The following is a 14,948-nucleotide window of genomic DNA, read 5'->3' on the forward strand; positions in this document are numbered from 1 at the left end:
ACGTTGAGGTTCATGCGCCTCTCCTATCGATGGAAAGGTCCATGCTGAGAACGTTCGTCACCAGGAGGGCGCGGGCGAATTCGACGGTCGGCTTCCCGTTTTCAAGATCGGAGATGAATCGAACGCCGACCCGACAGGCGCGTGCAAGCTCTCTCTGAGTCAAGCCTGCGCGCTTCCTCTCGATTCGTATCTCTTTTCCCAAGTCTTCGACCGAGTAAATCCGCATTGCTCACCCTCCTCCTCTTTACGAGAATGGTTATACCATTCCCGTTCGGGAAAAAATAGCGAGAATTATCCTAATTTTCCCGAACGGGAATATATCGGAGAGCTTCGTGCGCAGTTCTACGCGGCGCGATCGGCCGCGCGCTGGGCATCGACGGCACGGTTCCTGAAGAAGATCGCCCAGTTCACAGCAAGCGCCGCAAGATTCAAGAAGTAGACGGCGAGCACCCAGTTCACCATGCCTCCGACGAACTTGGCAGCGATGCCGGCAACATATCCGAATGTGATCAGAGCGAGAAATGCCCACGACGTGCCTGCCGCCGTCTGAGCCTTGTACGCCTTTATCGCATTGATGGGCCACGAAAGCCCGAAGCACACGAGCATGATCGCTTCAAGAACCGATGCCATGGGAAACCTTCTTCCTTTTCATTCCCTGCAACGACCCACTACCCTACTCCCGACGAATCGCGTCGCGCGAAAATCCATCCAATGCGTGCAGGAAAAGGCGCGATGCAAAGCGCGATGCGCATGAAAGACGATGGACTCGACGACTCGGTCGCCTTCGCCCATCGCGCGAAGGATATGGAAACCTGGCTCGCAAAGCGCCGTGCGCAGGAAAAAGCCCGGCCGAAATGATTCGGCCGGGCCATAGAGCGCATATGCTTGACATCGTGGCGAACCGCGACGATGCGTCGGGATATCTCGGATTCCCTTAGTTGCCGCTCCCGAAGATCGCGTTGTCGATCGCGTTCTGGGTCGCTTGGTCGACCGTCCACGTGCTGCCGGACTTCGTGAGAGAGGCCGAGATGGTCGTGCTCGTCATCGGCGTTGCGTTCATGGCATCGGAGATGGCGGAGCCGACCTGACGATAGATTTCATCTTCGTCGGCGGATGCAGCGAAGGAGCTGGCCGCTTCCCCGATCTTCTGGGCATAGACGTTGTTGAACTCGTTGTAGTCCCTGACCTGCATCGTGACCTGAGCCGTCGCCGTCATGCCGTCGGAGGAGACCGATACATTGTCGATGGAATACGAATCGCTCGCGAGCATCCAGTTGACGAAATCGGCGCCGGTCAGCCCCAGCTTATCGATGCTGACGTTCGTGGACGCTTCGATGGCGCTGGCGAACGCCTGCTCGAAGAACGCGTTCTGCGTGGCGGACGTGTCCAGGTTCTCGTCGAGATACGCCTTGAGCGCATCGCGCGCGCCGTCGGCATCGGCTGAAGAGGAGCCGGACTTCGCGGCGTCGTTCGAAGAGGTCGCCGGAGCCTCCATGGTCGAAGGCGCGGAAGTGGATGCAAGCTCCTCGGTCATGCCGGGCAGAACCGAGGCCAGGAAGACCGCCGAGACGATCCAGATGATGACGCCGAGGGCGATGCCGATGCCGCCCGTCACCTTGCCGGCCGTCGCCTTGCCGTCCTTGCCGCGCTTAGACGCTTGGACGCCGAGGACGATAGCGACGATGCCGAGGACGATGGCGACGATAGGAAAGAGAACGGTCAGGATGGCCAGGATGCCGCAGACGAGCGAGCCGATGGCAAGGCCGTTGCCGCCCGATGCCGGCTGCTGCTGATACGTGCCGGCGGCCTGCTGATACGCAGGAGCATCGTTCGTCGGGGCAAACGGGGGAATGGCGGTCGTCTGAGCCTGGTCTGCGGCAGGAGCGGCGGAAGGAGCCTGCGGCATAGGCTCGGTAGCGGCGGGTGCGGCGGGCGCAACGCCCTGAGGCTCGGAAGCCGCGGGCGGAACGGAAGGAGCCTGCGCCGGCTGCTCGGGTGCTGCGCCGGGCGCCCCTTCGGGCATGCGGTTTTCGTCGGTCATAGTTCTTCCCTTCAATCGTGCGGAACGCGATCCGGTCGGCGAAGCTACCCTGCTCGCCCGGATTCGCTGAAAAGTATACCCGCTCCTGTCTCCGTTTCGCGTACAGTTGCCCCTGAAAGGAAAATGCCCATCCGAAGAGCATCGGATGGGCGTGCGCTCGCGGACGTGCCGGTCGAATGGAAAACCGCGTTCAACCGCGGCGTTCCTCGATCTCAGCCGTCACATCGGCGATGAATTCCCCAAGGTCGCGCTCGACCGTCTCGTTGCTGCGATCGCGCACCGAGATGTTGCCGGCGCCCTCTTCCTTCTCGCCGAGGATCAGCATGTACGGAACGCGGTCGATGCCGCGCGCCTCGCGGATCTTGTAGCCGATCTTCTCGTCGCGCTCGTCGAGCTTCGCACGAATGCCCGCCGCACGCAGGGCGTCGTAGACGCCGCGCGCGTATTCGCGATGCTTCTCGGACACCGGCAGCACCTTGACCTGGCACGGAGAAAGCCACGTCGGGAACTTGCCCGCGTACTGCTCGGTCAGCATGCCGATGAAGCGTTCGAACGAGCCGAAGCCCGCGCGATGGATCATGATCGGGCGCTTCTTCATGCCGTCGGCGTCGGTGTATTCGAGCTCGAAGTTCTGCGGGAGCTGGAAGTCGAGCTGGATCGTGCCGCACTGCCAGGTGCGCCCCAGGCAGTCCTGCAGATGGAAGTCGATCTTCGGGCCGTAGAAGGCGCCGTCGCCCTCGTTCAGGGTGTAGTCGACACCCATGGCCTCGAGCGCGGCGCGCAGGCCCGCCTCGGCGAGCTCCCAATCCTCGTCGGAGCCCATGGAGTCCTCGGGGCGCGTGGAAAGCTCGACGCGATACGGGAAGCCGAACTGCTCGTAGTACGTGGAGATGAGATGCGCCGTATCGGTGACCTGCTCGGTAATCTGATCGGCGCGAATGAACAGGTGCGCGTCGTCCTGCGTGAACGCGCGCACGCGGAACAGGCCGTGCAGCGCGCCCTTGAGCTCGTGGCGGTGGTCCTTGCCGGCCTCGGCGAGCTTCAGCGGCAGATCGCGGTACGAACGCGGCTTGCTCTTGTAGATCAGGCACGCGCCGGGGCAGTTCATCGGCTTGACGGCGTACTCTTCCCCGTCGATCTCCGTCGTGTACATGTTCTCTTTGTAGTGATCCCAGTGGCCGGACGTTTCCCACAGGCTCTTGTTCAGGATGATCGGAGTGTCCACCTGTTCGTACCCGTAGGCGTCCTGCATGTCCATCCAATACTGCATGAGGGAGTTCTTCAGACGCATGCCGTTGGGAAGCCAGAACGGGAAGCCCGGGCCTTCGTCGGCCATCATGAAGAGCTCCATCTCGCGGCCGATGCGACGGTGGTCGCGCTTCTCGGCCTCGGCGACCATGCGCTCGTGCTCGGCGAGCTTTTCCTTGCTGCGGAAGGCGATGCCGTTGATGCGCGTGAGCATCTTGTTGTCCTTGTCGCCTTTCCAATACGCACCCGACACGGCGGTCAGCTTGAACGCCTTGAGCGCCTTGGTGTAGCAGATGTGCGGGCCGACGCACATGTCGATGTATTCGCCCTGCTGATAGAACGTGATGCGCGCGTCCTCGGGCAGGTCGCCGATGTGCTCGACCTTGTACTTCTCGCCGCGTTCTTCCATGAGCGCGACCGCTTCGGCGCGCGGGAGCTCGAAGACGCTGAATTTCAGGTTCTCCTTGCAGATCTTCTTCATCTCGGCTTCGATGGCGGCGAAGTCCTCTTCGGAAATTCTCGTGTCGGCGAAGTCGATGTCGTAGTAGAACCCGTTATCGGTGGCGGGACCGTAGCCGAAGTCGGCTTCGGGATACAGACGCTTGACCGCTTGCGCCATGATGTGGGCGGCGGAGTGGCGCAGAACGTCGAGCTCTTCGTCCTCGGCGCATTCGGCGACCGTTCCGTCGTTATACAGGACCTTCATGGTAACTCCCCTTGCACGTACGATGCAGCAGACGGCCTGCTGCCGGCATGCGGCGCGCTGCCGTCCGCCCCCCAGGAGAGGGGACGTTGCGCGGTCGCAGCCCGACAATGACCGCACCATCTTATCCGATTTGCCGCAGGCCTGGAGGAAATCATCCCGATTGCTACGAAGGACGCAAATCCGAAGGGGCTCGACGAATCGACGCCTTGCATCCTGCGCGAAACCTTGAACTGCTTGGGAAGGTAAGGGACGCACGCATCTTCTGCTATTCGAACAAATCGATGACCTCCTGCTTGGAATGAACTCCCAGCTTCGCGTAGATATGCTTCACGTGGGAAGCGACCGTGTTCTTGGAAAGAACGAGCTGGTCGCGAATATACGGCTGCGACCTGCCGCGACCAAGATAGCCCAGCACCTCCTGCTCGCGCAGGGAAAGCCCGAACTCATCCGCAAGCTGGGCGCATCGCGCATCGATTTCCTCTTCATGCGTGAGGGAAGCGTCCTCGTCGCGAAGCGCGCGACCTTGTTCGGAACACCCCGCCGAAGACTGCCCCTCCTCGTCGAGGAAAGCTCCTGCGCGCGAACGAGAAACCGCGGTTCGAAACTCATCCGCACCCACGGTCTCCCGAGCCGTTCCAAACGCTGGAAAGCGAACCCGGGTAGAAGCCGAAGACGATCCGGGCGGCTGGCTCTCTGTGCGCGCGAGCAGCACTTGGGAGCATGCAAGCACGCACATCAGCACGAAGGCGAGCGCGAACATGCCGTCGGGAAGCATTCTCACCGAGTCGATGGCCCGTGCACCTGCCACATTCCCGACAAGCACGCCGAGCTGTATCGAGCCCAGGCATAGCCCTGCGGCGCCATACGCATTCGCAATACGCCGCTTCACGATGGCAACCAGGCACAGGAGTGAAATGGCCTGCATAGCGGTATCCGCCATGGACAAGATCGTCGAAGAGGCTATCGGCATCGCACGACCATCCCACGGAAAGAACGCCAAGGCAACCGTCAGCAAAGGCGCGAGCCAACGAAACAGCTCCGTGAAATCGGTGGCATGCGAGAACTGAACGAACGAGAATACGAGCACGATTCCGAGCCCTGTCCCCAGAATCGTCGGCACATCGATGCCCCAGACGAGCAGGGCATCCCCTTTGACATCCTGAAAGACTCCCAAGCATCCCGTGATCGCGTAGACGACCGCGACGACCATCATGGCCCGCAGGAACCCGGCGATCGAGAGACGGGCATCAGCACCGTCGTCGGAAGAGGAAGCGCCTTCATGAACCGAAGCATCCTCGATCGTCATGCTCAAGAGCGATGCGGAGATGACGGGAAGCGACGAAACGGCCGCCATTCCGACGGCACCGTCGAGATAGGGAAAGACCAGAGCGCCGACAAGCGGCAGAGCGGTGCTCAAGCATATCCCGAGCTCCGCCTGCCCAATGGTCAGGCGGCTCAATGCGGAGCACCACACCAGCATGAGCAGAGCCGTGCCGACGCCCGACATGGTTCCAGCGCACGCATCCATGAAACCCGCTGCGCCTTCCCCGATCGACACGGCTGAAAGCAGCGTACCCAGCACGATGAGCACCGAACCTATCCAGCCGATCGCTCTCTCATGGGAGGGGCGGCGACGGGAAAACCAAAGTCCGAATGCGAACAAAGCGAGCGTGACCGATGCCGCGGAGGCAAGCCATGACGGGTCGGCGTTGATGCCGACTCCTTCGCGATGAGGATAGAACGCCGGCGTCTCGAACATCGCGTAGACCCACATCCACACGAACCCTATGCCGCAATGATGAAGCCTTGCCTCGCGAAGCACGATGAGACCCCTCCCTCTTGGCACGAAAGGCTTGTGCCCTGAAAACCCGCTCACCTCTTTCAGGTGAAAACCCGCATCCGCCCTCATTCTAGGTGATTACGGAAAAGCCGACGCATGCCATCATGCGAGTCGCGGCCATCAGGAAAGCCGTAGGCGCAGAGGGGACGCCGATCGCATCGGACCACCACGCAGATGCCGCATCGCCGCTTCGCCTGAAAACGTACCGTTCGTCAAGGGAGGGAATATGGCACGTTCGTTCGATATGTCTCGTCGCTCGTTTCTCACGGGCGCCGCGGCAGTCGCTTCGCTGTCCGCTGTAGGCGCGATCTCAAGCTGTGCGCCTAAGGGGGAAGCAGCATCGCAGAACGCGGGAGATATGCATCGAGCATCGGATGCGCCGAGCTGGCTCGGCGAAGCGCCCGAGATTTCGGATGCCGATTGCGTCGATATCCTCGATTTCGAAGTCGTCATTGTAGGAGCGGGGACGTCCGGGTACTTCGCCGCCGCATCCGCCGCCGAAAACGGCGCGAAGACCTTGCTCATCGAAAAGAGCCCGGCCGGAAACGGCATTCGATCCTCCGCGCTCGGAGCCGTGAATTCCAAGGCGCAGAAAGAGCGCGGCATATCCATCGATATCCCCGACATCGTCAACAATCTTTCAAGCTATGCGCAAGGCCGCGCAGACACGCGCCTCATCAGGAAATGGGCCGAGAATTCCGGCGAAGCGATCGACTGGTACACGGACCTGCTCGCTCAAAACGGCATGGAGGTCCAACTCGAATGGAGCATGCCCGAAGGCACGAGATATCTCGAATGGCCGGTCGGACACGGGACCAACGGCGAATACCCCGCACGCGAAGGAGAAGTCTCCAAGATATTCGATGCCTACATCACGTCGTTCGACGGATGCGAGGAGCGATTCAGCACCGTCATGCGGCGCCTGATCGCCGATGAGTCCGGCCGCGTCATTGGGCTGTATGCCGAAGGCCCCGACGGCATGATCCGCGTCAATGCCTCCAAAGGCGTCGTGATAGCAACCGGCGGCTATGCCTACGACAAAGCCATGTATATGGATCGCCATGCCGAGGAGTACGCAAGCCACGGAACCTTCGACGCCTTCCCCAGCTGCACGGGCGACGGCATCAAGTCGCTGCTCTGGCTCGGATCTTCCATGGACTCCATTCCTTCCGGCGTCGTGTTCAACCGCTGCCTGCTCACGGCCGAGCAGCACGAAGGAGACCCGTACAACGTCGGCATCAAGGAATACGGCTATTTCTTCTATAGCTCCCAGCCCTTCTTGCGCGTCGACCATAGCGGGCAGCGCTTCCATAACGAAAGCGAGCCGTACGAATACGTCATGAAGACCTCGGCCAACCGCCCGAAGGGCAACCGTTTCTGGCACCAGATCTGGGATGCCAACTGGAAAACCGATATCGACCGCTTCCATACCACAGGATGCTCGACCATCTGCTACCACGAGGGCGGCGACCATGACTCGTTCCCGACGATGGTGGAGGACTGGATCGAACCGGAGATGGAATCCTTCGTCGAAGCCGGCTACATCGTGAAAGCCGATACGCTCGAGGAGCTCGGAAAAGCGCTCGAGATCACCGACATGGATGCCTTCCTCGCCACGTGCGAACGCCAGAACGAGAATTTCGACAATCAGGTCGATCCCGATTTCGGCAAGGAGGCCTTCCGTCTGAGCGAGCTGCGCACCCCGCCGTTCTATGCCACGGTGAAGTCCTGCGGATTCTCGCTCTGCACCACCGATGGCATCAAAGTCGACGACGACCTGCGCCCCTACGGCGAGGACGATCACGCCATAGAGGGCGTTCGCGTAGTCGGAAACGACCAAGGAGGCTTTTACGGAGGCGTGTATCCCAATCTGGCTGTAGGCCTCAATGCGGGGCGTTGCGCCACGTTCGGGCGCCTGGCCGGCAAGGCGCTTGCCCAGGCATAAGCCATTCACGATCCCACGACCGCACTCCTGCCCTCTCCGCCCGCACCCCTCCTCCCGTCGAGAGCAAGAGAGCATCGCGAGAGAAGGCGCCGGCATGTCGGCGCCTTCTTGCTCTTAGAGGAGAAAGAGGAGAAGTTCGGTTGCAGATGATGGATCCTTGGATCTTTAATCGTGACAGGTGTGGCACGCGTATACGTTCGCATGGTGGCAGGATATGCAATACTCCGGTGCGGTCTCCGAGACGGATTTCTTCGTATGCATGACATGACAGCTCGCGCAGGTGGTCTCTGAATGGTCCTCGTTCGCAGGCAGCGCATGGGGATTCACGGTCTTCCCCTCGGAATCGGTCAGGACGGTCGAGTCGGCCGTCTTGGCGGCAAGATCGTCGTAGCTGCCATGGCAACCAAGGCACGCATCCTGCTTGATGCCGGTCTTACGAAGCTTCGTGACCTTCTGCGCTTTCTCGGCATTGGCGCCTTCATGGACGACGGCCAAGTCGGACTCATCGGCATGGCAGGTCTGGCAGGTATTTCCGTTTGCGGCATGGATGCCCGCAAGACACGCGGGATCGGTCAGCGAGTTCGACTCTGCGGCATGGCATAGGCTGCAATCATCGGCATAGCTCCATGCAGAGATCGAAGCTGCACTCGGCGCTTCGTTCGCGGCACCCTGCCGAGATTCGCTCTCGCGTTGGCCCCCGCATGCCGCCAGACACGTTGCGGCAAGCAACCCGATCGCGACGCATGAGATGAGAGTTTTACTTTGCAAGCTCTTCAAGTTCGTACCCCCTTGTGCGCCACGCAAGGTCCTCTCCTTGCGGTTGCGCACGAACAAGACGAAACCTCGCTCGTTCAGCGCCTATGGGAAGCATCCCGCCGCCGATGTCCTTCGGACGGCGGGATGCCGAGATATCTACTTGCCTTCCCAGGCCGTTTCCGCCGCGGCATTTTCTCCCGCAATGCGTCCGCACACGATGCATTCGGTGAGGTTTCCGCCGCCTTGATACACGAACTTGAACACGGAAGACATCTCCCCTGCCGAGTAAAGACGCGGGATGATCTCATTGTTCCAATTGACTACGTGGCGATCGCCGTCGGTCTGCAATCCGCCTTTCGTATTAGGCCCACCCGCAACAAGAGGCATCGCATAGAACGGAGGCGTGTCGATGGGCTGAAAGCCTTTGTCGACTTCTTCGCCCGAAATAGGATCCTTCGTCTTGCTCGAGCGCCCGAACTCCTCGTCGACGCCCGACTCAACCATAGCTTGATACTTCTCCATGGTCTCGACCAGGACTTCAGGACTCATGCGACCCTTGTTGTCACCGTGGGAATCACGGATCTTCTCTGCAAGCTCCTCGATGCTGTCCGCCTTGATAAGCCAGCCGTTATCGACCGCGATCTGATTGCTCTCGTCCCAGGGAATGACTCCGAATCCGCACGTAGAGAGCGTGATATTGACCAAAGGTCCCGATGTGCGCTTCGTCTCGTCGATGATCATGTACGAAGGGGTATTGGGGAATTCGAGCTTCTCGATGTCCATATGCACGGCGTTCTTATACGAGAAGTAACGGCTGGGATCCTTGGTGATCAGCACTTCGTTCATGAAGCGTCGGCCTTCGGCGTTGACGACGATCGTGCCCGCCCCGCCAACCGAATCGGTGATCGATCCGACATTCATGCCGTTCTTCACGACGTCCGGACATGCCCAGATAAGTCGCGACGCGGCCTTGCCGACCTTCGCCAACTGCGCGCCGACCTCGCAACCCATGCGAATGCCGTCGCCTTCGTTAGAGGTCGTGCCGTAGAATGCCCAACCGGTAATGCCTTGGCCCTCGAGGAACGCACGGCGCATATCCTCGCTGTATTCGAAGCCTCCGCAGGTGAGAATGACCGCCTTGGTCGCCTTGACGCGGACCTCCTCTTCACCCTGCAGGGCAACAAGCCCTATCACTTCTCCTGCATCGTTAATGAGAAGCTTGCTTCCTCGCATGCCGTAGTCGATCTCGATCTTCTCGGATCGTGCAGAAACGCCCGCCTTAAGGCAGTTGAAGAATGCGAGGCCGGCCGCCGTGTCTTCTTTCGGCATGTCGAGCGTAGGGAACTTCGGTCCCGTTGCAGCCTTGCCATAAGAGCTGTTATAGGACTTGTACTTCGAGGCCTCCGCTCCAGGAAAGCTCGGAAATGCAGCGCCGCCGCGTTCGATCACGTTGTAGTCGGGATCGAGGCTCTGCATGAACTCGACGTTTTTAGGCTCGTATTCGGCGAACTTGTCCACGATGCCGTCGATATATCGAGGAGACGATTCCCCTTCCGTCTTGGTAGGGAGATTCTCGCCCGAGAACATAGCGCGCAGGTATTCCTTGAGAGCCTCTTTATCGCCATCTTGGTCAGGAGAGTGGAATATGCCTCCGGACATGACCGTGTTGCATAGATGTTCAGCCTCGGCGTTCTTCTCTAGGACAAGAACAGAGGCCCCTGCATCTGCTGCCGAAATAGCAGCGCACGCTCCAGCGCCGCCGAATCCGACGATCACGACTTCGGCTTCCTTGTCCCATGCCTGTCCGCCCGAACCGCCCGAGCTAGAGCAGCCTGCAAGGCCGAGCGCTGACGCGCCCACGGCGGTACCTGCCGCAGCAACGCCCATGTTGCGTAGAAAGGCACGACGAGATACTGTGTAAGTCATTGCTCTTCTCCCCTCCCCATTGCTTCCTTGTTCCCTGCCTTCGGAACATCTCCGAAGGCAGGGAACAACGTATGCGATGCAGCATGTTCATGCATCGACGGACTTGGCGGATTTCGCCCTGAAGCACGTCGATCATCCGAATCGGACGATTGGCTCGTCTGGATGATCCTAAAAGGCCTACCGATCATGCAGCGCCAGTTGGGGGGATAAAATGCTGAAGGCCACGATCCATAGATTCGAATGGCCCGGCTCCAAAGAGCTCGCGTGCGCCCTATGCCTGTTGCTTGCCTTGGGTGCATTGGGAATTTGGGCGAACCTCGTGGGCTACGGCACCGCATTCATTCTGCCGGCAGAGACGAGCCCCGCTTTCGAAGCGACGCGCTACGCGTTTCACGGCGGGCGCGCGCTGGCGGCGTTGCTCCTTCTTCTGTTTCCTAAGACGGTCGACAGGGCTTCCGTCGCCGCATCCGCCATAATCCCTATCTTCATGAGCTTCTGCACGGTAGGCTTTTCCATAGCGCCGTTCCAAACGCTTTTATCGACGCATACCGTGAGCATCGTCGCATCGCTGGTTCTGGGTTTCGCCTACATCTGGGTGATCGTAGCCCTCTATGTATCGCTCGCGCGATGCCTACCCCTTGGAGCCGGTATCTCCGTCGTTCTCTTCGGTCAGATAATCGAGCAGGTCGCCAGCACGGCGATCAACTACGGAAGCCCTCCTCTCATACAGCTGTATCTTTGCTGCACATGTCCGGCAGTCTCGACGATCGCGCTGATGACGACGCAGCGCCTTAAAGCCGGAATAAAGCAGAAGCGCATCGAAAAAGAGTCTTTTTCGGATCGAGCGCTTCGACATGTTTCGGCGTTGCTCCTTTCGGCGGGAATCGCCATCGTGGTTTTGGGAGCCTTAAGCAACGTCGGGCTCTGGGGTGCGGTACGGCCCGATTACGCCATGGACGGATTCGTCGAATCCATGCAGCGGACCTGCATCGCCTGCGTGCTGCTGCTTGCGTTTTCGATCTCCCTGTTCAAGCCGATGCGATATCCGCTGGTCCATCGATATCAGATTCCGTTGCTGATACTCATAGCAAGCATCATGGTAGCCCTGCTTCAGCCTTACGCGGCCGACGCAGAAGGCAAGGCCATCGCCGTCGAACTGACGTCGGCCGAATTCTTCGCACATGTTCTGCTATGGACGATCCTGATCGCTGCGATCAAAGAAACGGGGCGGCCCGCATATCGCTTGGCTGGAATAGCGCTCTTCCCTTATTGCATGTGCTCGCTCGGATGGATCGTCCTTATGGAAAACGATCAGACGGCATCGTTGATCTTCGCTCTGGCGGTTGCGTTCGCCATCATCCTTCTTATTTCCACGCGTTCGGGAAAACCCCCTGAGCATGAAGCCTTCGGCACGGGTTCCATCGACGAGAGCGCATCGACCGGCGCAAGCGGAACGGCCGCTTTGGAAGCGATCGCCATGCGCTGTGCATTCATCGGATCGGCATACGGCTTATCCAATCGCGAAATCCAAGTTCTCGAGCTCCTTGCGCAAGGACGTTCTCGACCGTTCATTCAGCAGAAGCTCGTTCTCTCCGAAGGCACCGTCAAAACGCATATTTCACACGTCTACGAGAAGATCGGCGTTTCTTCGCTTCAGAATCTTCTCGACGTCTTGTACGAAAACGACGGATCCGATGCAAAAGACCGGTCGTCGGTCTAAAACGAAGCCGCAGGATAACGGCTGATTGAAAACGCAACGATCGGAGCTCAGGCGTAGCCGTTCCGATCTCGGAGGCTTGCGGATGTCGAAACATGGATGCAGCTCAGGCAGTCCCCTGCCCGTCGCATCCCCTACGAATCGAGGTACTTCTCGATAAGCTCCGTCAACTCGCGCTTGCTGTGCACGTCCAGTTTGCGATAGAGATTGCGCGTGTGCGTGCGAACGGTATTCCAGCTGATGTGCTCATCCTCGGCAATGCGCATGCTGTCATGCCCCATGGCAAGATGGCGCAACACTTCTTTCTCACGTCGCGACAAACGGTATTCATCGGAGATGAAATCCATCGCTATATTGAACTTGCCGCGATGCGTCTCGATATCGACGCGTGCGTCTATCCGCTTCTTCATGAGGCGAGACAGAGGGGCGACATCGTCTTCGACGCCTTCATAGAGCCGCTTGAACTGTTTTTCTGTGAAAACCAGAAACGCCGCCGCCAACGTGACGAATGAGATGGCGGAGAAAGCATACACCGCGGTCATACCGCCCTGCAACGACGGCATGGCATAAGCTCCGATTGCATACCCCATGCACGATGCCGCCGTGTACATACCGTAAGCGATACCGATGACGATCAAGGTGGAAATGCAACGCTGATAGACGATGAACGCCAGCAGACACAGCAGCACGAACTCGAATATGCGCATGCAAAACGGCACCGCATGGAAGAACGCCGGAATCGAAGCGCCCATCACCGGCGCCAACGCTATGAAAAATCCCGCAATGACCATGACTATGGTGAACAGGCGTGCGAAGTTCGGTTCATTTTCATCGGCACCAACGGCAATCGCGATGAACGCGCCGGCGACAGGCAATTGGAAAAGCACGATACACGACGCACGCAACACGCCGGTGCTGTCGAAGATGTACACGCTCCCATAGCCCTGCAACACACCCGCAGAAAACGCAAGTACGCTTACTGCAGCTGCGAGCTTCCAAAACGCCGGCGGTAAGCTGCCTACGTCTAACGAAGGCGCGCACCGATCGCCCTGCATGCGCACAAATCTATAGAGAATCGCGCATAGGGCGGAGCCCAGGGGCAGAAGCACGAAAGCGACGGCGCCTAAGACTTGCGGACCGTCTCCAAAGATACGCCACTGAGGAAACCCGGTGGCGACGAAGTACACACCCACCATGACGACGCTCGCCCACGCCAAACGCAAAATCGCATTGCGAGGAAGAAGGCAGCCGAGCATGCGGGAACAGCCGATCACGATGGGAGCAAGCCCAAGACCCGCCAACACGCATCCGCTGTAATACACCGGATAAAGAAACCCTGTAGCCGCCAGAACATCCTGGAGGAAGAAGGGACCCACGAGGATGACCGCGAAACAGCCAAGGGCGGACAGGAGTCCCGAACCCAAGATGAACCACGAACGCTCCATGAGATGGACGACCCGATGCGACAGAAAGCCAAGTGCGACGAGCCCGAATGCGAGCGCCGCCATTGATATGACATACATATCGTCGACGGTATCGGCCGCTGAATCGACTGTGGAAATCCAGACCACGCCGTCGTATGCAATACGCATCCACGCCATCCACAATCCCGTAGCCGCATACGGAAGGGCCGGGCAAGCGGACACGAGCCCGCTCCAGAACGTTTTCTCTTGCATGTTCTCCCCCTAGAACACACGATAGAAGCGCTCTTCATGATAACGGTTGAACAGACGTGCGACCAGGGATTCCGCAATGAGGTATTTTCCTCACCCAATGACTGCGTGAGTTTCGAGCGCGACTCATTCACCCCAATACCGCATTTTGCATCTTTCCAGCTATCTACCTGCAGAGTAGCTTCGCAACAAGGGGGAACGCGGGATGCATGTCGCGGCGGCCGAAACGCGGTCGCAACGAGTAACAAGACCTGCATCCAAGAAACAAGGGGGAGGATGTCGCATGGCAACAGATTTCAAGCGCCTTGCGCAGGAAAACCAGTGGATATCGAAAAGGTGCGAGCAAGAAGACAACGGGCTTTCCAGACCGGCCGAAAACGATGAAGCCATACTTTCCCGCAAGAAAGCCGGCATATCTTTAGAAGATAAGAAACGCATCATCAACCGCCTGATAACGCGCCAGCCGCTCAATCGTGAACTCATGATGCGCATCCTTGCCTTCTGTATCGAGGAGCGCACCATTGCTGATATCGACAGGTTCGCAGCAGGATTCCCCGAAGCGTCCCGTGCCACGGAAAATCCTGCATATATGGCTAAATCGCTCGCCCGTGAAGACGGTCTTTCCATTATCGAGCGCGCTGCAGACGGTCACGAGGTGACTTCCGAGGAAAAAGAAGGTCTTACCGAAGACGAGATCGATGACCTTGTCGTGCTCGTCGGATACCGCACCACTGATATCGGATGTGAAATCGTAGTTGAACATAACCCTCTCACGCGTCTGGCCGACCTCATGGGCACCCGTCCCGACCGGGCAGACACCTTTGACGAACTGCTGCGCTTCATAGCGGAAAAGCCGCGCAGCTACGACGACGTCAAGAGCCTTTTGAGCGGACGGCCCGTGCTCGAAACCGTCATTAACGGACGGATCGAGGTCGTGCAGCCCAGCGTCTTCATCGACAAGCTTGAACGTGCTGGCATTCTGGTCTGGGATAAAGGATGGAAACTGACGGAGGAGGGGCGCTCGTATCTATCTGATGATCTGTAGGGGGAACCCGGTGCGTCAGGCGCACCGGGCGAGAATCACGAGAACGGGAAA

General features: G+C 59.2%; 11 protein-coding genes. 3 read left to right on the forward strand and 8 right to left on the reverse strand.

Annotated features, from left to right (window positions below; all coding sequences use genetic code 11):
• Nucleotides 1-10 precede the first annotated feature (10 nt).
• The 5 genes from HMPREF1155_RS00780 to HMPREF1155_RS00800 all read right to left on the reverse strand — a co-directional run bounded on the left by HMPREF1155_RS00780 (nt 11) and on the right by HMPREF1155_RS00800 (nt 5,817).
• Nucleotides 11-226 (reverse strand): helix-turn-helix domain-containing protein, encoded by a 216-nt coding sequence (locus HMPREF1155_RS00780; protein ID WP_009076009.1) that lies wholly within the window; start codon nt 224-226, stop codon nt 11-13.
• A 116-nt stretch (nt 227-342) separates the two neighbouring features.
• Complete coding sequence (locus tag HMPREF1155_RS00785; RefSeq protein ID WP_009076542.1) at nt 343-630, reverse strand: hypothetical protein; 288 nt, start codon at nt 628-630, stop codon at nt 343-345.
• A 304-nt stretch (nt 631-934) separates the two neighbouring features.
• Nucleotides 935-2,041 (reverse strand): DUF4190 domain-containing protein, encoded by a 1,107-nt coding sequence (locus HMPREF1155_RS00790; protein ID WP_009076448.1) that lies wholly within the window; start codon nt 2,039-2,041, stop codon nt 935-937.
• Between the two features lie 190 nt (nt 2,042-2,231).
• Nucleotides 2,232-3,995, reverse strand: a complete 1,764-nt coding sequence (thrS, locus tag HMPREF1155_RS00795) for a threonine--tRNA ligase (RefSeq protein WP_009076530.1) — start codon at nt 3,993-3,995, stop codon at nt 2,232-2,234.
• A gap of 265 nt (nt 3,996-4,260) precedes the next feature.
• Nucleotides 4,261-5,817, reverse strand: coding sequence for a LuxR C-terminal-related transcriptional regulator (locus tag HMPREF1155_RS00800; RefSeq protein WP_009075977.1), 1,557 nt, complete (start codon nt 5,815-5,817; stop codon nt 4,261-4,263).
• 376 nt (nt 5,818-6,193) lie between these two features.
• Here HMPREF1155_RS00800 and HMPREF1155_RS00805 point away from each other — a divergent pair, with 376 nt between their 5' ends.
• Nucleotides 6,194-7,780 carry an FAD-binding protein gene (locus HMPREF1155_RS00805; protein ID WP_238319030.1) on the forward strand — a complete coding sequence of 529 codons (1,587 nt, stop codon included), beginning with the start codon at nt 6,194-6,196 and terminating at the stop codon, nt 7,778-7,780.
• Nucleotides 7,781-7,945: 165 nt separating this feature from the next.
• Here the strand turns inward: HMPREF1155_RS00805 and HMPREF1155_RS00810 are convergent, their stop codons facing one another.
• Both HMPREF1155_RS00810 and HMPREF1155_RS00815 read right to left on the reverse strand, forming a co-directional pair.
• Nucleotides 7,946-8,557, reverse strand: a complete 612-nt coding sequence (locus tag HMPREF1155_RS00810; RefSeq protein WP_009076612.1) for a cytochrome c3 family protein — start codon at nt 8,555-8,557, stop codon at nt 7,946-7,948.
• A 135-nt stretch (nt 8,558-8,692) separates the two neighbouring features.
• Entirely contained in the window at nt 8,693-10,462 is a 1,770-nt protein-coding gene (locus tag HMPREF1155_RS00815; RefSeq protein WP_238319031.1) for an FAD-binding protein, read from the reverse strand.
• A gap of 211 nt (nt 10,463-10,673) precedes the next feature.
• Here HMPREF1155_RS00815 and HMPREF1155_RS00820 point away from each other — a divergent pair, with 211 nt between their 5' ends.
• Nucleotides 10,674-12,182 carry a helix-turn-helix transcriptional regulator gene (locus HMPREF1155_RS00820; protein WP_009076414.1) on the forward strand — a complete coding sequence of 503 codons (1,509 nt, stop codon included), beginning with the start codon at nt 10,674-10,676 and terminating at the stop codon, nt 12,180-12,182.
• 131 nt (nt 12,183-12,313) lie between these two features.
• Here HMPREF1155_RS00820 and HMPREF1155_RS00825 read toward each other — a convergent pair whose 3' ends face one another.
• Complete coding sequence (locus tag HMPREF1155_RS00825; RefSeq protein WP_009076213.1) at nt 12,314-13,855, reverse strand: LuxR family transcriptional regulator; 1,542 nt, start codon at nt 13,853-13,855, stop codon at nt 12,314-12,316.
• A gap of 280 nt (nt 13,856-14,135) precedes the next feature.
• Between HMPREF1155_RS00825 and HMPREF1155_RS00830 the strand changes: the two genes are divergently transcribed.
• Nucleotides 14,136-14,897, forward strand: a complete 762-nt coding sequence (locus HMPREF1155_RS00830) for a hypothetical protein (protein WP_009076130.1) — start codon at nt 14,136-14,138, stop codon at nt 14,895-14,897.
• The last annotated feature ends 51 nt before the right edge of the window (nt 14,898-14,948 follow it).

Source organism: Slackia sp. CM382 (assembly GCF_000293015.1).
GTDB classification, from domain to species: domain Bacteria; phylum Actinomycetota; class Coriobacteriia; order Coriobacteriales; family Eggerthellaceae; genus Slackia; species Slackia exigua.